This is a genomic window from Rubellimicrobium roseum (genome assembly GCF_006152145.1).
In the GTDB taxonomy this organism is placed as follows: Bacteria; Pseudomonadota; Alphaproteobacteria; order Rhodobacterales; family Rhodobacteraceae; genus Rubellimicrobium; species Rubellimicrobium roseum.
Genome location: NZ_VDFV01000017.1, coordinates 1 through 15,399, shown reverse-complemented (window position 1 = coordinate 15,399; position 15,399 = coordinate 1). Strand labels below are relative to the sequence as shown.

Genomic DNA, 15,399 nt, shown 5'->3' with positions numbered 1-15,399 from the left:
GCTCAGCCGCCGGGGATCACCAGCACCTCGGTCCGGCCACGCTTGACGTAGTTCAGGGCGTTGTCGCCGATGGCCGTCACCTGGCCGCCGTCGAGGCTGTCGCCCACGCCCACCCGCAGGTAGCGTCCGTTGCCCATCCGCACCAGGGCGCGCCGCTGGCCCGGCTGGCCATAGACGCCGATCAGGTTCATCTCGCGCATCGCCATGGCGTCGGCATAGGTCGCGGCCCCCGCGACGGTCGCGGCCGTGGGTCCCGAGGGCACCGCGGCGGCGGAGCTGGCGCTCTCGGCCTCGCCGGCCTCGGCGCGCTCGTTGGCGGCGAGGTTCCCTGTTCCCACGGCACCCGGCGCAGCGGCGGCCTGCTGCGTGGCGCGGGGAGCCTCGCGCGTCTGGGACGCGCGGGCCACGCGGTCAAGCTGCTGGCGCACCACGCGGTCGAAATTGCGCGGGCGCGAATCGGGGACGCGCGCCACCGGGACGGCGCGGGCCGTGGCCCCGGCCAGCGGGTCCGCCCCGCCCGCGACGATGGCCGCGAGCGCCGTCTGCACGTCGGGCTGCGGCGGTGGCGCGGGCGCTGCGGGCTGGGCCAGGGCCTGCGCGATCGCATCGGTCACGTCGGGCGCGGCGGGCGGCTCGGCCGAAGGCTCGGGCGCGATCCCCTCGGGCCGGGCCGCGGGGCTCGGGCCGTCGAAGGCGGCGAGCGCCTCGGGCACGTCAGGCTCCTCGGGCGCGATCCCCTGGGGCCGCGCGGCGGGGCTCGGCCCGTCGAAGGCCGTCAGGCTTACGCCGCCGGGCGGGATCGGAGGCGCGTCCGACGCCTGGGTCTCGGAAGGGGCCACCCCGGCGGGGCGGGCGCGGGGGCCGAGCGCCGGGGGCTCGGCCATGGCATTGGTCCAGGCGGCTTCTGCCGTGGCGCCCTCCTCGGCGGGTGCCGCGTCCGCAGGGCGGACCCGGGGCGAGACGGCGGGCGGTTCGGTCGGCGGGGAAGCGGAACCTTCGGCGGCGGTGGGCGAGGCCATCGGCGGCGCGGGCGTGCCCGGCCGTGTCGGCGGCACGCGGGCGGGTGCCCCGGCGACGATGCGCACGCCGTCCGGCGACAGCACGCCCTCGGGCGTGGCGAGCACGCGCCCCTGCGTGTCGAGTGGCACGCGGGTGCCGGGCGGGGGCGGGTTGGCAGGCGCGGGCAGCGGGCTGTCGGTGGTGGCGGCGGCCAGAAGGGGTCTCTGGGCTTCCGGAGCCTTGTCGGCCGACAGCGCCAGCGCCGGGGCGTCGGCCGCGAGCGCGGGCGGCTCGACGGGCAGGCGGGGCGCGCGCAGCCAGACGCCGGTCGCCGCATAGACGCGGTCGGCCTCTTCCGGGCTCACGGCCACGCCGGGCACGGGGGGCTCGGGCGCCGCCGGTTCGGGCAGGGCCTCGATGGCGGCGGCGACGGCTGCGGTGGCGGCGGCCTGCGCCTCGGGCGCGGGGGCCTGAGGCGCATCGACCGGGGCGGCGACGTCCTCCTCGGCGCCCGGAGCCTGGGGCGCGGGGTCGGCTAGCAGGGCGATGACCGGCGAGGGCGGCTCGGCGGCGGTAACCTCGACGGGGGTCTCCGGCGCGGCGTCGGGCGCAGCGGCCGTCTCGATCGGGGCGTCCAGGCCCAGGAGGCCGGCGAGACCCTGTTCCGACACGGCGGCCATGACCGCGACGGCCGCCATAAGCAAGAGGAGCACCGCCGTCAGGATCAGGCCCAGGAAGCGGGGCTTGCCGCCCACGCGGGTGGGGGCCTCGGGCCTGGGCTCGGCGGGGCGGGACGCCGCGGCAGGCTCGCGCGCGGGGGCGGCGGGGGCCGCGGCGCCGGCCGGCCGGGGCGCGGCCGACAAGGCGGGCTGGGCACGGGACGCGGCGGGAGCGGGCCCGCCCGACAGGCCGCGGGGAGCGGCCGGAGCGGGCGCCGACATGCGGGGCGGGGCCGACAGCGGCTTGGCCGGCCTGGACGGCGCGGCAGGCTCGGACGCCGTGACCACGGGCGCGACGGGCCTGGGCGGCACGGACTTGGGCATCGTGGGGGGCGGAGCGGAGGGCGACTTGGTCCCCTCGGCAGCGCGGGCCTTCAGGAGCGCGCCCGACAGCGGGACGGGCTTCGGCGGCAAGGCTTTGGGCGTCTCGGCCTTGGGCGGCTCGGCGGTCGGGCCGCGCAAGGGCTTGGCGCGCGAGGCGAAGATGGGTTGCGGCACGCCCGTCGCCGAGAGTGGCGCGGTTGGGGCAGACGAGGGTGCCACGGCCGGGATGCGCGCGGGCGCCACGGTCGGGGCAGGGTCCGGCTCGGGCTCGGGAAGCGGCGCGGGCGCAGGGTCGGGCTGCGGCGGCTCGGACGGAACAGGCTCGGGCAGGGGCGGCCGCGCGGCCTCGACCGGGCGCAGCTCGCGGGAGATCTGAGGCGTGTCGTCCTCGGCTGGGCCCGCCGGGTCGGGCGGCAGGTCTGGCTCGGCGACCAGCTCGGGCTCGGGCTCCACATCGGGCGCGGCCGGCCTGTCGACGACGGGCATGGAATCGGGAGCGGGCACGGGGACCGGAGCGGGCTCAGGCGCGACGATGACGGGGGCGGGCATCGCCACGGGCCGTTCCCGCTCGACGGCCTGATCCCCCAGGATCGAGGCGGCGAGCCGGCTCGGCCCGAAGAAGACCTCGGGCCCGCCCTCGGGCGTCCGGGCAGCGAAGCAGAGCGGGCGGAAGCCGTGTTCGCCGGCGAAGGACTCGGCCTCCTCCAGCGTCTCGCGGGCAACGGCGGCGACATGGGTGCGGGCCCCGTTGCTCGCGTGGTCGATTACCAGGTCCTCGACCGCATAGGGCGTGGCCCCGTCGAGAGCCCGGCGCACGGCGGCCTCATCGGCGGCGGGGTCGTCGAGCGTCATGAAGCGCACCTGCTCGGGCGGGAGCAGGACCTTGGTGCCGACCCAGGGCACGCCCAAGGCGAGGCCCGCGCGCCGCAGGGCCGCGAGGTCCCCGGCAAGGTTGGGGGAATCGAGGGCCACCTCGCCCACCGGCGTCCAGCCCTCGGCCGTGCGATGGAGAAGACGGATTCCGTCGAAGGACAGCGAGAGGGCGAAATCGGGGATCATGGACGGCGTCTAGCATCCCGCGCGGGGCGGCGGAACAGGGGAGGGAGGCTCCTCTCCCCTAAAGCAGCTTCCCGCCCAAGGCGACGGCAAAGTCGGGAGAACCCTACCACCAAGCGCCTTGCGGCGGCGCCCCGCGCACCCGAAGTTCTGCCGCAGCGAAAGGAGCTTTCCATGTCCCGCATCCTCGGCGCCGTCCTTCCGGCGCTTCTGCTCGTCCTGCCCCCGGCGCTCTCGGCCCAGGAGGCCGCGCCTGCCGTGCCCCGCGTCATCCAGGTGGTGGGCGAGGGTCGCGCCACCGCCGCGCCCGACATGGCGCGGGTCTCGCTCGGCGTGTCCCACCAGGCCGCCACCGCCGGCGAGGCGATGGCCGCCATGTCGGAGGGCACGGCGGCGGTGCTGGCGCGGCTCGGGACCGAGGGCGTGTCGCAGGTCGACATCCAGACCGGGCAGCTCATGCTGGAGCCGTCCTACAACTACAACACGCCCGACGGGCAGCCCGAGATGACGGGCTTCATCGCCACGCAGTTCCTTGACGTCACGATCCGCGACATTGGCGCTCTCGGGGCGGTGCTGGACGCGGTGGTGGCGGACGGGGCGAACCGGATCAATGGCATCAGCTTCGATCTGACGAACCCGCGCCCCGTCACCGACGAGGCCCGCCGCGCCGCCGTGGACGATGCCCGCGCCCGCGCCGAGCTCTACGCCGAGGCCGCGGGCGTGACCCTGGGCGATCTGGTCGCGATCAGCGAGACGGGCGGCTTCGGGCCCCCGATGCCGATGTACGACGCGCGCGGCGGCGCGGCGGCCGAGTCGGTCCCGGTGGCGCCGGGCTCGCTCAGCCTGACGGCCAGCGTCAGCGTCACCTTCGCCGTCGAGTGACGGGTGGGGGCCGGCGGGCACCGCCGGCCCCGGACGGTCAGGCCGGGACCGGCTGCTCGGCCCCGGCTGTGGCGAGCGCCTGGTCGAGGTCGGCGATCAGGTCGCGCGAATCCTCGATCCCGATGGACAGGCGCACCGCGTCGGGCATCACCCCCGCGGCCTTCTGCTGCTCGGGCGAGAGCTGGCGATGCGTGGTCGAGGCCGAGTGGATCACGAGGGAGCGCGCGTCCCCGAGGTTCGCCACATGGCTGAACAGCTTGAGCGCGTTCACGAACCTCACGCAGCCTTCGTAGCCGGCCTTGAGCTGGACGGTGAAGATCGCGCCCGCTCCCTTGGGGCAGATCCGCGCCGCGCGGGCAAAGTAGGGCGAGGACTCAAGCCCCGCATAGGTGACGCCCGCCACGCGCGGGTCCTGCTCCAGCCAGCGCGCGACCGCCATGGCGTTCTTCACGTGCCTGTCCATGCGGAGGGACAGCGTCTCGATCCCCAGGAGCGTGTAGTGCGCCGCCTGCGGGTTCATGGTCATGCCCAGGTCACGCAGCCCGATGGCGATCCCGTGGAAGGTCAAGGCCATGGGGCCGAAGGTCTCGTGGAACTTGAGGCCGTGATAGGCGGGCTCGGGCTGGCTGAGCGACGGGAACTTGTCCGAGGCCGACCAGTCGAAGTTGCCGGAATCCACGATGCAGCCGCCGGTGACGGTGCCGTTGCCGGTCAGGTACTTTGTGGTCGAGTGGACGACGATGCTGGCCCCGTGCTCGAACGGCCGGCAGAGGTAGGGGCTGGCCGAGGTATTGTCGACGATCAGCGGCACGCCCGCCGCCTTGGCCACGCGGGCGACCATGGGCAGGTCGGTGATGTGGCCGCCGGGGTTGGTGATCGACTCGCAGTAGACGGCGCGGGTCTTGTCGTCGATGGCGGCGCGGATGGCGGCCTCGTCGTCGATGTCGACGAACTTGGCCTCCCAGCCGAACTTGCGGAAGACCTGCGTGAGCTGCGTGACCGTGCCGCCATACAGGCGCGTGGAGGCCACCACGTTGCAGCCCGGCTGCATCAGCGGATAGAAGGCCATGATCTGCGCCGCGTGCCCCGAGGAGCAGCAGACCGCGCCCGCGCCGCCCTCCAGCGCCGCGATGCGGTTCGCCAGCGCCATCACCGTCGGGTTGGTGAGGCGCGAGTAGATGTAGCCCACCTCCTGCAGGTTGAAGAGCCGGGCGGCATGGTCGGCGTCCTTGAAGACGAAGGCGGTGGATTGGTAGATCGGCACCTGCCGCGCGCCGGTGGCGGGGTCGGGCGGCGTGCCCGCATGGACCTGGAGCGTGTCGAAGTGAAGCGGCTTGTCGGCCATCGGTGTCCTCCCTTTTGCGGGGGACCTTAGACGAGGCTTTGCGCGATAGGGAAGAGAAGGCGTCTCTCCAACCACGGAGGACGCGGCACACCATCACCACTGAGGGGAGTGGTGGGCGACCCTGGAATCGAACCAGGCATGGGTCTCCCCGGCGGAGTTACAGTCCGCTGCCGCACCTTGCAGCTCGTCGCCCGACGCGAGGCGGGAGATAGCCGGAGCGCGCAGGGGGGTCAACCGGATTCGCGCGGGCTTTCCGTGATGTCAGGGCGTCTCGGCGGGCGGAGGCCCGTCGCCCGGACGAGGCGTTCCCTCCGCGGCGCGCCAGCCGGCCTGCCAGAGGCGGAACTCGTCGGTCCCGGCCGGATAGGGGTTGGACAGCAGCGCCTGCCGCCGCTCGCCCGCCCGGAAGCCCGCCCGCCATGCCTCGCTGCTCTCCATGCGGTCCTCTCGATCCCGTTGCGGCGCGCGATAGATAGGCGGGGGCGCCCGGACGGCGAGGGGCGGCTTGCGCGCGAGGCGCGGGCGCGGCAAGGACGGCCGTCCGGAACGAGGGAGGCCATCGTGAAGAAACCCCAGTGGGTCATCGAGAAGGAGCGCGCCCGCCGCGTGGCCGCCCAGGAGACGATCTGGCTCTTCGGCCTTCATGCCGTGCGCGACGCGCTCCTGAACCCGCGGCGCGAACGTGTGCGTCTGGTGGTCACCCCCAACGCGCTCGACAAGCTTGCCGACGCAGTGGCCGAGAGCGGGATGGAGCCCGAGATCAGCGATCCCCGCAAGTTCGCGGCGCCGCTCGACCCCGAGTCGGTTCACCAGGGCGCGGCGCTGGAGGTGAAGCCGCTCGACTGGGGCTCCCTCCGCGATGCGGCGCTGGCCGAGGGGCCGGGGCCCGCGCGGATCGTGCTTCTCGACCGCGTGACGGACCCGCACAACGTCGGCGCGGTCCTGCGCTCCTCGGAGGTCTTCGGCGCCCGCGCGGTGGTGGGGGTCGAACGCCACGCCGCGCCCGAGACCGGGTCGCTGGCCAAGGCCGCCTCCGGGGCACTGGAGCGGCAGCCCTACATCCGGGTGAAGAACCTGGCCGATGCCATGGAGGAGCTGCGCGCCATGGGCTTTCTGGTGCTGGGCCTTGCCGGCGAGGGGGAGCGGACGATCGGCGCGGCGCTGGAGGGCCGCCGCAACCGGCCGGTGGCGCTTGTGATGGGCGCCGAGGGGCCCGGCCTGCGCGAGAAGACGCGCGCAACCTGCGACGAACTGGTGCGGATCGGGGCGGCGGGTAGCTTCGGCTCCCTCAACGTGTCCAACGCTGCGGCGGTGGCGCTCTACGCGGCTTCCCCTGACGCCGACAATTCAGGCGGTTCGGCCTGAACACGAAAGCGTGAACGCCAAAATCGTCACGGGCCGGGAACCAACGGGGTCGTCGTGCGTCTTACTTGCGACGCACATCTGGAACCTGTGCGTTTCGCTTCACTGTCCCTCGTTCCACACCTCGCGCCCGGGCTTTCGTCCGGGCGTTTTTTTATCCGCGAGGCCGGACCTGATGACGCACGACGACCTGATCCGCGATGTCCTGACGTCCGTCCGGTCCATCGCCATCGTTGGTTTTTCTGCTAACCCCGGTCGGCCCAGTCACGGCGTCGCGAAGTTCCTCCAGACCAGAGGCTATCACGTGATCTTGGTCAATCCGGGACTGGCCGGGCAGGAGATCCTTGGCCAAAAGGTGCACGCCGCATTGGCGGACATCCGCGTGCCGGTAGACATGGTGGATGTTTTCCGCCGAAGCGGGGAGGTGGCGGGGGTGACGGACCAGGCGCTCGCCCTATCTCCGCGGCCCTATGCGATCTGGACGCAACTGGGCGTCCGCGACGACGAAGCGGCGCGTCGTGCCGAGGCCGGCGGCATACGGGTCGTGCAGAATCACTGCCCGGCCATCGAGATCCCCCAGCTGGGGATCCCGCCCGTCTCAGCTTTCCCTTAGGTCGAGCCCGATTGTGGCTTTTTCAAGGCAGAGTCGCTGCGCGAGGCCTTCTCGGCAATACCAGAACGCCCTTCCCGGCGTTCGAGTTCGGCCTCGATGTCGGAAAGGGTCACGTCCCGCGCCGCGCACATGACGAGAAGATGGTAGATCGCGTCCGCCGCTTCTCCGACCAGCCGCTCGCGGTCGCCCTTGACCGCCTCGACGATGGCCTCGACCGCTTCCTCGCCGAACTTCTGCGCGGCCTTCTCGGGCCCCTTGGCGAGCAGCTTGGCCGTCCAGGAGCTTTCGGGATCGGCGCCCTTGCGGGACTCGATGGTCGCGGCGAGGCGATGGAGGCTCATGACAGGCGCACCGGCAGGCCGGCCGCGGCCATGTGGGCCTTGGCCTGGGGAATGGTGAAGGTCCCGAAGTGGAAGATCGAGGCGGCGAGCACGGCGCTCGCATGCCCCTCTGTCACGCCCTCGACGAGGTGGTCGAGCGTGCCGACCCCTCCGCTCGCGATCACGGGGATGCTCACGGCATCGGCCACGGCCCGGGTGAGGGGAAGGTTGAACCCCGCCTTGGTCCCGTCGCGGTCCATGGAGGTGAGCAGGATCTCCCCTGCGCCCTTTGCCTCCACTGTGCGGGCGAACTCCACGGCGTCGATGCCGGTGGGCTTGCGGCCGCCATGGGTGAAGATCTCCCACCGCCCCGGCTCGACGGTCTTGGCGTCGATGGCGACCACGATGCACTGGGAGCCGAAGCGGTCGGCGGAGCGCGCCACCACGTCGGGGTCGGCCACAGCGGCCGAGTTGAAGCTCACCTTGTCCGCGCCCGCGAGGAGCAGGGCCTTGACGTCCTCGGGCGTGCGGACGCCGCCGCCCACCGTGAGCGGCATGAAGCAGCTCTCGGCCGTGCGGGTCACGAGGTCGAACATCGTGCCCCGGTTCTCGTGCGTGGCGTGGATGTCAAGGAAGCAGAGCTCGTCGGCGCCGGCGGCGTCATAGGCCTTGGCGGCTTCCACGGGGTCGCCCGCGTCGCGGAGCGAGACGAAGTTGACGCCCTTCACCACGCGGCCGTCGGCCACGTCCAGGCAGGGGATGATCCGGGTCTTGAGCATGGCGCGCGTGTAGCGCGGGCGCGGGCCGAGGGCCAGACTAGACGACCGCCCAGCCCCGGATTTCCTGCAATCGCGGGTCCTTGACGTGAATCGCGTCCAGCATGGCGAACAGCACCTCGCCCATCGGCTGCCCGATGGCTTCGGCCCGGCGAATGTAATGGGGCCGCCAGGGCTTGAGCGACTTGAGGAGCTGCGCCGCGTCGTCGCGCAGGTAGAAGCCGTGGTTCGGCCCGCCCCGGTAGTCGGCGGCGGCCACGGCGGGGCCGTCCACCATCCCGCCCCGGCGGTTCCAGTCCCCCAGGTAGAGCACGTGCCGCGCGGCATGCTCCGGGTGCCCCGGCCGCCAGCGGACCGAGAAGCGGCCGATGGGCTGCTCGCGGTGCACGAGCCGTCCCTCGGCGCTGCGGGCGGGCTGTCCGCAGCAGTCGCAGCGGACGTCCTCCTCCACCTCGGGAATGACGACTATCTCCTGCCAGCGCAGCGCCATCAGTCCTTCTTCAGCAGGTCCAGGGCCGCGCGCAGGTCCACCGCGCCATCGTAGAGCGCGCGCCCGACGATCGCGCCCGCCACGACGCCCGTGGCCTTGAGCCGCGCGAGGTCGTCCAGCGACGACACCCCACCCGAGGCGATGACGGGGATCGACACCGCCCGTGCGAGCGCCGCCGTGGCCTCCACGTTGGGCCCCTGCATCGCGCCGTCCCGCGCGATGTCGGTGTAGATGATCGCGGCGATGCCCGCGTCCTCGTAGGCGCGGGCGAGGCCGGTCACGGTCGCCTCGGTGTCAGAGGCCCAGCCGCGCGTCGCCACCCTTTCGCCGCGCGCGTCGATGCCCACGGCGACCTGCCCGGGATAGGCGCGGGCCACCTCGCGCACGAACGCCGGGTCCTCGACCGCGGCCGTCCCCAGGATCACGCGCCGCAGCCCGGCCTCCAGCCACCGCTCCACCGTCGCGCGGTCGCGGATGCCGCCACCCAACTGCGCGGGCACGGGGCAGGCCCCAAGGATCGCCTCCACGGCGCGGGCGTTGCGCGGCTCGCCGGCGAAGGCGCCGTCGAGGTCCACCAGATGCAGCCAGTCGGCCCCGGCCTCGACGAAGGCCCGCGCCTGCGCGGCGGGATCGTCGTTGAACACGGTCGCGGCGCTCATCTCCCCCCGCAGGAGGCGGACGGCCTGGCCGTCCTTCAGGTCGATGGCGGGGTAGAGGATCATCGGGAACTCTGGGCTCTGGAACGGGCCTTCCCTGTCGCACGGAGGGGGCCGGATTTCAATGCGGGGACCCGTGGACCGCGCCCTGTGGACCCCCCGCTTCGTTCCGCTAGATCCAGGGCGGAATTCCAGCAGGAGGACGACCATGCCCCGCATCGAGGCTGCCGACGGCACCGCTCTCTACGTCAAGGACTGGGGGCAGGGCCGCCCCGTGGTGCTGATCCACGGCTGGCCGCTGAACGCCGATTCCTGGGAGCATCAGGCGCTCCACCTCGCCCGCGCGGGGCACCGGGTCATCGCCTACGACCGGCGCGGCTTCGGGCGGAGCGAGCAGCCCTGGGAGGGCTACAACTACGACACGCTATCCGACGACCTCGCGGCAGTGATCGACGGGCTCGCCCTTCAGGACGCGGCCATCGTCGGCTTCTCGATGGGTGGGGGCGAGGTCGCCCGCTACATGAGCCGCCACCAGGGCCGGGGCGTGCGCAAGGCCGCGCTCCTGGGCTCCATCGCGCCCTACCTGATGGGCGAGGGCGGGGCCACGCCCGAGATCCTGCAGGGGATGCAGGCCGCCATCGTCAAGGACCGGCCCGAGTTCCTGAAGGGCTTCTTCAAGAACTTCTACGGGCAGGGCCTGATCTCGGGCGTGAGCGAGGGCGTCCTCCACTGGTCGCTGCACATGGCGCTGCTGGCGAGCCCGCAGGCCACCATCGCCTGCATCGACGCCTGGCAGGAGGACTTCCGCCCCGACATGGCCGCCTTCCAGGTCCCCACGCTGGTCATCCACGGCGACAAGGACGCCATCGTCCCCATCGAGCCCACCGGTCGCACGGCGGCCCGGATGATCCCGCAGGCCAAGTACATCGAGTACGACGGCGCGCCGCACGGCTTCCTCGCCACCCACGCCGAGCGCGCGACGCAGGACCTGCTCGACTTCCTGTCCTGACGGAGGCGCCCTAGGGCCGCCACTCCAGGAAGTTGCGGATGATCCGCAAGCCGGTGGCCTGGCTCTTCTCCGGGTGGAACTGCGTCGCCACGACGTTGTCGCGGCCCACGATGGCCGTGACCTCGCCGCCGTAGTCCACGTGCGCGAGGCTGTGCGCCGGGTCGGCCACCCGGAACTGCCAGCCATGGACGAAGTAGGCGTGGTCGCCCGTCATCACGCCGTCCAGCACCGGATGGGACCCCGTCACCACGAGGTCGTTCCAACCCATGTGCGGCACCTTGAGCCCGGCGTCGGCGGGCGCGATCCGCACCACCTCGCCGGGGATCAGGCCCAGCCCCTCGACCGTCTCGAACTCGTGGCCCACCGAGGCGAGGAGCTGCATCCCCACGCAGATGCCGAACAGTGGCTTGCCTGCCCGTACGGCCTCGAGAACCGCCTCCTCCAGCCCCGGCACCCCGGCCAGCGCCCGCCGGCAGGCCGGAAAGGCGCCGTCGCCCGGCAGCACGACCCGCTCGGCGCGGCGCACCACCTCGGGGTCGGCGGTGACGTGGATCGCCTGATCGCCCTCGGCCATGCGGACGAAGGCCTTCTCGGCCGAGTGGAGGTTCCCGATCCCGATGTCGATCAGCGCGCAGGTCATAGCGCCCCCTTGGTCGAGGGCAGGGCGTCCTTGGCCCGCTGGTCTGTCTCGACCGCCATCCGCAGGGCCTTGGCAACGGCCTTGAAGGTCGCCTCGGCGATGTGGTGGCTGTTGAGGCCCCGCACCTTGTCGATGTGCAGCGTCATGCCGCCATGAGTGGACAACGCCTGGAAGAACTCGCGCACCAGTTCGGTGTCGAAGGTGCCGATCTTCTGGCTCGGGAAGGCGACCTCGAAGGCGAACCAGGCCCGGGCCGACAGGTCCAGCGCCGCCTCGACTTTGGCGTCGTCCATCACCAGCGCGAAGTGGCCATAGCGGCGGATGCCGCGCTTGTCGCCCAGCGCCTTGACCAGCGCCTGACCCAGCGCGATTCCCGTGTCCTCCACGGTGTGATGGTCGTCGATGTGCAGATCGCCGTTGGCGCGCACATGAAGGTCGATCAGCGCGTGCTTGGCGATCTGGTCCAGCATGTGGTCGAAGAAGCCCACGCCGGTCAGGCAGTCCGACCGCCCCGTGCCGTCGAGGTTCAGCGTCACGGTGATGTCGGTTTCGCGCGTCGTGCGCGTGATCGTGGCCTGCCGCATGGCGCGTTCCCTTCGTCGCATGCGCGCCCGCATGACCCGCGCCCGAGGTCCCGTCAAGCCTCCGGGGATTCAGGAGTCCTTAATCAAGAGCGGGTAGTCTGGCCTCAACGTCACCAGAATGGGAACTGTGCGATGCAGGTCATGATCCTGGAAGAGGATCCCACCCTCCGGACCGAGGTCGCGGCGGCGCTCGCGCCCGAAGGCTTCGACATCCTGTCCTTCGGCCGCCTCGGCCCCGCCAAGGAGGCCGCGCGCTCGACCGCGCTCGACCTCCTGGTGCTGGGCGAATCGGTCGAGGGACGGCTTGCCCACGACGTGGCGCTGCTCGCGGAGTGGCGCAGCCCGGGCCTGGGGGCGATCCTGCTCTCGGACCGGCGCGGCGACGAGGTGGAGGAACTGTTCGAGCTGATCCCCTCGCTCCAGGCCGTGCTGGGACGGCGAACGGGCGCCCGGACGCTGGCGCAGGTCGCCCTCTCGGCCGCGCAAGCCCAGTCGGTGCGGCCGCGCCTTGCCGCGCCGCCCGAGGAGGCGCAGCCCGTTGCGACGCTCGCTGGCCCGGGGGCAGGGGACGACCAGGCTTCCAAGGGTGACCTTGGTCCCCAAGACTTCGTGCCGGAGACCGCCCTTGTGCCCGCCGTCGCACCCTTGCCGGAACGGACGACCGCCCCGGTCGAGGCAGTCCGGCCGGTTGACAGCCCTTCGCCCGTGCTGGCCCGCTCGGCCATGCCAGAGTCGTCCTCCCTTTCCAACTCCACGATGCCTATCCCGGTGCTCGGGCCGGTTTCCGCCTTGCCAGCCCCGATCGAGCCGGCCGCCGAGCCAGCCCTTCGCGTTGCCGTTCCCGACAAGCTGGCCGCGCCCGCCCCGGCCACGTCCGAGCCGTCCCTGAGCCCGGCCGAGACGCGCCGGCTCCTGGCCGAGCTCGGCCGCCGCTACGCTCGACTGGTCGAAGGGGGTGCACCGGTGCTCTCGAGACGCCCGACCCTGGGTCAGCCCCTGTCGCCGCCCACTCTGTCGGCCGCCGTCCTGCCGCTGCGCCGCCCGGCCCGCCCGCTGGCCGAGCCCGACCCGACCCCGGCAATCTGCCCGCAGATGGTGGCCCCACCCGCCGCGCCTCACTCCCAGAGCCGCCGGCTGACCCTTGCCTGAGGCGTGGTCATCCCGCCGGGGACAGTCCTTCGGGCAGGTCGCGGTCGGAGGCCGAGGTCAGGCCCTCTGGGCGTCGGAAGGTCTATCGCCCGGCGGGGATTGCTCCCTGCCGGCCGGACATGCCACGGTGCGGCGCGCGCTCCGTCAGCCCAAAGGCCCTTCGCATGTCGTCCCCCGTCTTCGTCCATCTCCGCTGTCGCCCCGGCTCCACCTACCGCGTGGCGGAGGCCATCGCGCTCAAGGAGATCCATTCCGAGCTTTATTCCACGAGCGGCGACTGGGATCTCCTGATGAAGCTCTACGTTCCCGACGACGCCGACATCGGTCACTTCATCAACGAACGTCTTCTCGACATCCCGGACATCGAGCGGTCGCTGACCACGCTGACTTTCAAGGCCTTCTGAACGTCCACCAGCAGGCCTTTCCTCGGCAACGTCCCTTCGGGGGAGCGTTCTGTCCCGAGACCGCGTGGCTGGCGCCGAGCGGAAACCCAGCGCTCCCGCCATTTCCTCTGTCCAGCCGGTTTCGCCGGGACGTCTCAGGCCCCGACCGCAGCCATGGACGTGATCCATGGGCGTGTATTCCGCGGCTCGGGCGAGGAGCGGCCCGAGAGGAAATTGGTCAGGGTCCTCCGGCGGCCGACACCCACCTTGCTCCAGGTGAAATCCAGCGAACGCTCGTGGGCCGCCGCGCCCATGCGCTGCCGCAGGCCGGGCTGCGCAGCCATGCTGCGCAGCGCTTCCACCCAATCGTCCTCGGCGTAAGGGTCGAGGATGTAGCCCTGCTGGCCGTCCTGCACAACCTGACCGGCACCCATGGGCGAGACAAGGGAGGGCAACCCGCAGAACGCCGCCTCGCGGGTGACGAGGGGATCGCCCTCCTCGAGGCTCGGCAGTACGAAGACGTCAGCGCTTTTGTAGAGCGCAGCCACATCGTTCACGAAGGGAAGCCGCAGCACGTCCGGGCGGGCCAATTCCTGCGCAGCCACCGTCTCGACCGCCGGTTCCAGGGGACCCGCCAGGACCAACCGTCCCTTGATGCCACTGCGGGCCCAGGCCTTGAGAATCAGGTGGGCGCCCTTGCGGACGCAGATCGTGCCCACGAAGACGAAGGTAACGCCATCGGTCGCGGGCAGCAGCCGGGCGTCGCTTGCGAAACGGTCGGGATCGAAGCCATAGCTGGTCCGCAGCAGCTTCTCCTCGGGCACCCCCAGTTCCACAAGGGACTGGGCAACGCATTCGCTGGGGCAGAAGATAGCGTCGGCCAGAGCCAGCCGCTCGTTCTCCTCTGCGAGCGCTTCGTCGCTGATGCCATGCTGAGGCGCATGCCCGATGCGGCGATAGGCGTCATCCAGCACGCGCCGGGCCAGCGCCTTGCTGCAATTCACCTTCTCTCGAACCACCACGGTCCCCCGCTCGCGCAGCGATCGCGCGAAGCCGGGCGAAGTGTCGCTCCAGATATAGGCGACCGTGTCCGAGTCACCGCGCGGCAGCCGCCGCAGGAAGGCGTTCTCGGTCAGACCGAGAACGAGCCCGGGGGAGATCCGCCGGCCGGGGCGGCCGATCTGCCGTGGCAGGATGGCGTGGAAAGGGACGCTGGGCTCGCCATCCATCACATAGGGCAGCGTGACATGCGGCGAGACACCGGGGGCCCGCATGGCCGAAACAACGCGGTCGCAGGAATAGCTGACACCCCGGCCCGTGAAGGGCAGGGTGAGGAGGGACTCCAAGCGCATGCTCTCGGCGGACGAAGTTCCGTCCATGTCGATGTCCCTCAAATGCCAATTGTGACAAAATCATGCAGCGTGTTTGGGCTATGATTGTGTCTGCTCAGAGGTAATTTCGCATCCTGCGGGAGAAGCGCCAGAGCCTCCGTCCGTCCTTTCCGTGGACTGGCGGAAACCGGCCCATGGCATGGGCACCGTGGGCGGGTCCTCGCGCGAACAGTGACCGCGTGAGCGGAATATGGCTCATGCACCCCTCGACTGTGACCCCTAGTCATCCGCTCCGCTCCGAGCACATTGCCGCCGCCTGCGGCCGAGACTCAAGCAGGGATGGGGATCTTCGCAACCATCTCATGTCGGACGGGATCTACAGACGAACCGCGTACGTCAAAGTGCTTGGCTCACTGACATCGTCGCGCGCTTGCCTGCCTTTCCACAAGATCATCGAAGCCGAAGATTTCTGCGCGTCGAGGTAAACCAACTTACGAGTATTTTCCGCTTCATCCGCTTTCAGAAACACGGCAAGCCTCGTGTCTCTCCGAGCACTGCCCTCAGGCCTGCATAGACCGATTGCCTTGCGCCTAGCGAGCCGCCTTGGGCCGGGAGCACCAGCAGTCGATAGTTTTAAGGCGAGATGCCACCGGTGGAGCCTGCCAACTCACGCGTAGGACTCGATGCTCTGCTAGGTTCAGGACCCATTGATCTGCTCGCTCCCGCTGTGACGGTGTGATTCAAGCTCCCGGTCTGAGGGG

The 15,399-nt window shown here is 71.6% G+C and carries 16 protein-coding genes and 1 tRNA gene; 6 read left to right on the top strand and 11 right to left on the bottom strand.

Annotated elements, in window-relative coordinates; genetic code table 11:
- Positions 1–2 precede the first annotated feature (2 nt).
- The gene (locus FHG71_RS23570; protein WP_176559411.1) at positions 3–3,101 is read right to left on the bottom strand and encodes a hypothetical protein; all 3,099 of its coding nucleotides are present in this window, start codon (positions 3,099–3,101) and stop codon (positions 3–5) included.
- Between the two features lie 171 nt (positions 3,102–3,272).
- On the opposite strand from FHG71_RS23570, the gene FHG71_RS12710 reads away from it, so the two are divergent.
- Positions 3,273–3,980: an SIMPL domain-containing protein gene (locus FHG71_RS12710; protein ID WP_139082067.1), complete on the top strand. Its 708-nt coding sequence runs from the start codon at positions 3,273–3,275 to the stop codon at positions 3,978–3,980.
- Positions 3,981–4,017: 37 nt separating this feature from the next.
- On the opposite strand, the gene FHG71_RS12705 is transcribed toward FHG71_RS12710, so the two are convergent.
- The 3 genes from FHG71_RS12705 to FHG71_RS23560 all read right to left on the bottom strand — a co-directional run bounded on the left by FHG71_RS12705 (position 4,018) and on the right by FHG71_RS23560 (position 5,763).
- Positions 4,018–5,325, bottom strand: coding sequence for an O-acetylhomoserine aminocarboxypropyltransferase/cysteine synthase family protein (locus FHG71_RS12705; RefSeq protein WP_139082066.1), 1,308 nt, complete (start codon positions 5,323–5,325; stop codon positions 4,018–4,020).
- Between the two features lie 109 nt (positions 5,326–5,434).
- Positions 5,435–5,518 (bottom strand) — tRNA-Tyr (locus FHG71_RS23565).
- Positions 5,519–5,586: 68 nt separating this feature from the next.
- Positions 5,587–5,763, bottom strand: a complete 177-nt coding sequence (locus FHG71_RS23560) for a ribosome modulation factor (protein WP_176559408.1) — start codon at positions 5,761–5,763, stop codon at positions 5,587–5,589.
- A 123-nt stretch (positions 5,764–5,886) separates the two neighbouring features.
- Between FHG71_RS23560 and rlmB the strand changes: the two genes are divergently transcribed.
- A complete protein-coding gene (gene rlmB, locus FHG71_RS12700) occupies positions 5,887–6,690 on the top strand; it encodes a 23S rRNA (guanosine(2251)-2'-O)-methyltransferase RlmB (protein WP_139082065.1) in 804 nt (267 codons plus the stop codon).
- A 172-nt stretch (positions 6,691–6,862) separates the two neighbouring features.
- On the top strand, positions 6,863–7,300 hold the full coding sequence (locus FHG71_RS12695) for a CoA-binding protein (protein WP_139082064.1): 438 nt from the start codon (positions 6,863–6,865) through the stop codon (positions 7,298–7,300).
- Here FHG71_RS12695 and FHG71_RS12690 read toward each other — a convergent pair.
- The 4 genes from FHG71_RS12690 to hisA are packed head-to-tail and all read right to left on the bottom strand — an operon-like array spanning position 7,297 to position 9,608.
- Positions 7,297–7,641, bottom strand: coding sequence for a phosphoribosyl-ATP diphosphatase (locus tag FHG71_RS12690; RefSeq protein WP_139082063.1), 345 nt, complete (start codon positions 7,639–7,641; stop codon positions 7,297–7,299). The genes FHG71_RS12695 and FHG71_RS12690 overlap by 4 nt on opposite strands.
- The gene (gene hisF, locus FHG71_RS12685) at positions 7,638–8,399 is read right to left on the bottom strand and encodes an imidazole glycerol phosphate synthase subunit HisF (RefSeq protein WP_139082062.1); all 762 of its coding nucleotides are present in this window, start codon (positions 8,397–8,399) and stop codon (positions 7,638–7,640) included. Before hisF ends, FHG71_RS12690 begins: the two co-directional genes overlap by 4 nt.
- A 37-nt stretch (positions 8,400–8,436) precedes the next feature.
- Positions 8,437–8,886, bottom strand: a complete 450-nt coding sequence (locus FHG71_RS12680; RefSeq protein WP_139082061.1) for a hypothetical protein — start codon at positions 8,884–8,886, stop codon at positions 8,437–8,439.
- On the bottom strand, positions 8,886–9,608 hold the full coding sequence (gene hisA / locus FHG71_RS12675) for a 1-(5-phosphoribosyl)-5-[(5-phosphoribosylamino)methylideneamino]imidazole-4-carboxamide isomerase (RefSeq protein WP_139082060.1): 723 nt from the start codon (positions 9,606–9,608) through the stop codon (positions 8,886–8,888). Before hisA ends, FHG71_RS12680 begins: the two co-directional genes overlap by 1 nt.
- Before the next feature lie 142 nt (positions 9,609–9,750).
- Between hisA and FHG71_RS12670 the strand changes: the two genes are divergently transcribed.
- A complete protein-coding gene (locus tag FHG71_RS12670; protein ID WP_139082059.1) occupies positions 9,751–10,551 on the top strand; it encodes an alpha/beta fold hydrolase in 801 nt (266 codons plus the stop codon).
- 10 nt (positions 10,552–10,561) lie between these two features.
- Here the strand turns inward: FHG71_RS12670 and hisH are convergent, their stop codons facing one another.
- Positions 10,562–11,191 carry an imidazole glycerol phosphate synthase subunit HisH gene (gene hisH, locus FHG71_RS12665; protein WP_139082058.1) on the bottom strand — a complete coding sequence of 210 codons (630 nt, stop codon included), beginning with the start codon at positions 11,189–11,191 and terminating at the stop codon, positions 10,562–10,564.
- Positions 11,188–11,775: an imidazoleglycerol-phosphate dehydratase HisB gene (gene hisB, locus FHG71_RS12660; protein ID WP_139082057.1), complete on the bottom strand. Its 588-nt coding sequence runs from the start codon at positions 11,773–11,775 to the stop codon at positions 11,188–11,190. The genes hisH and hisB overlap by 4 nt, the downstream gene beginning before the upstream one ends.
- A gap of 132 nt (positions 11,776–11,907) precedes the next feature.
- On the opposite strand from hisB, the gene FHG71_RS12655 reads away from it, so the two are divergent.
- Positions 11,908–12,924, top strand: a complete 1,017-nt coding sequence (locus FHG71_RS12655) for a hypothetical protein (protein ID WP_139082056.1) — start codon at positions 11,908–11,910, stop codon at positions 12,922–12,924.
- 164 nt (positions 12,925–13,088) lie between these two features.
- Positions 13,089–13,328: an Lrp/AsnC ligand binding domain-containing protein gene (locus tag FHG71_RS12650; RefSeq protein WP_139082055.1), complete on the top strand. Its 240-nt coding sequence runs from the start codon at positions 13,089–13,091 to the stop codon at positions 13,326–13,328.
- 134 nt (positions 13,329–13,462) lie between these two features.
- Here FHG71_RS12650 and FHG71_RS12645 read toward each other — a convergent pair whose 3' ends face one another.
- A complete protein-coding gene (locus tag FHG71_RS12645; RefSeq protein ID WP_139082054.1) occupies positions 13,463–14,686 on the bottom strand; it encodes a glycosyltransferase family 4 protein in 1,224 nt (407 codons plus the stop codon).
- Between the last annotated feature and the right edge of the window lie 713 nt (positions 14,687–15,399).

Coding starts and splice junctions, on each gene's coding strand:
- FHG71_RS23570 (WP_176559411.1), bottom strand. CDS start 3,101: ATGATCCCCGATTTCGCCCTCTCGCTGTCCTTCGACGGAATCCGTCTT.
- FHG71_RS12710 (WP_139082067.1), top strand. CDS start 3,273: ATGTCCCGCATCCTCGGCGCCGTCCTTCCGGCGCTTCTGCTCGTCCTG.
- FHG71_RS12705 (WP_139082066.1), bottom strand. CDS start 5,325: ATGGCCGACAAGCCGCTTCACTTCGACACGCTCCAGGTCCATGCGGGC.
- FHG71_RS23560 (WP_176559408.1), bottom strand. CDS start 5,763: ATGGAGAGCAGCGAGGCATGGCGGGCGGGCTTCCGGGCGGGCGAGCGG.
- FHG71_RS12695 (WP_139082064.1), top strand. CDS start 6,863: ATGACGCACGACGACCTGATCCGCGATGTCCTGACGTCCGTCCGGTCC.
- FHG71_RS12690 (WP_139082063.1), bottom strand. CDS start 7,641: ATGAGCCTCCATCGCCTCGCCGCGACCATCGAGTCCCGCAAGGGCGCC.
- hisF (WP_139082062.1), bottom strand. CDS start 8,399: ATGCTCAAGACCCGGATCATCCCCTGCCTGGACGTGGCCGACGGCCGC.
- FHG71_RS12680 (WP_139082061.1), bottom strand. CDS start 8,886: ATGGCGCTGCGCTGGCAGGAGATAGTCGTCATTCCCGAGGTGGAGGAG.
- hisA (WP_139082060.1), bottom strand. CDS start 9,608: ATGATCCTCTACCCCGCCATCGACCTGAAGGACGGCCAGGCCGTCCGC.
- FHG71_RS12670 (WP_139082059.1), top strand. CDS start 9,751: ATGCCCCGCATCGAGGCTGCCGACGGCACCGCTCTCTACGTCAAGGAC.
- hisH (WP_139082058.1), bottom strand. CDS start 11,191: ATGACCTGCGCGCTGATCGACATCGGGATCGGGAACCTCCACTCGGCC.
- hisB (WP_139082057.1), bottom strand. CDS start 11,775: ATGCGGCAGGCCACGATCACGCGCACGACGCGCGAAACCGACATCACC.
- FHG71_RS12655 (WP_139082056.1), top strand. CDS start 11,908: ATGCAGGTCATGATCCTGGAAGAGGATCCCACCCTCCGGACCGAGGTC.
- FHG71_RS12650 (WP_139082055.1), top strand. CDS start 13,089: ATGTCGTCCCCCGTCTTCGTCCATCTCCGCTGTCGCCCCGGCTCCACC.
- FHG71_RS12645 (WP_139082054.1), bottom strand. CDS start 14,686: ATGGACGGAACTTCGTCCGCCGAGAGCATGCGCTTGGAGTCCCTCCTC.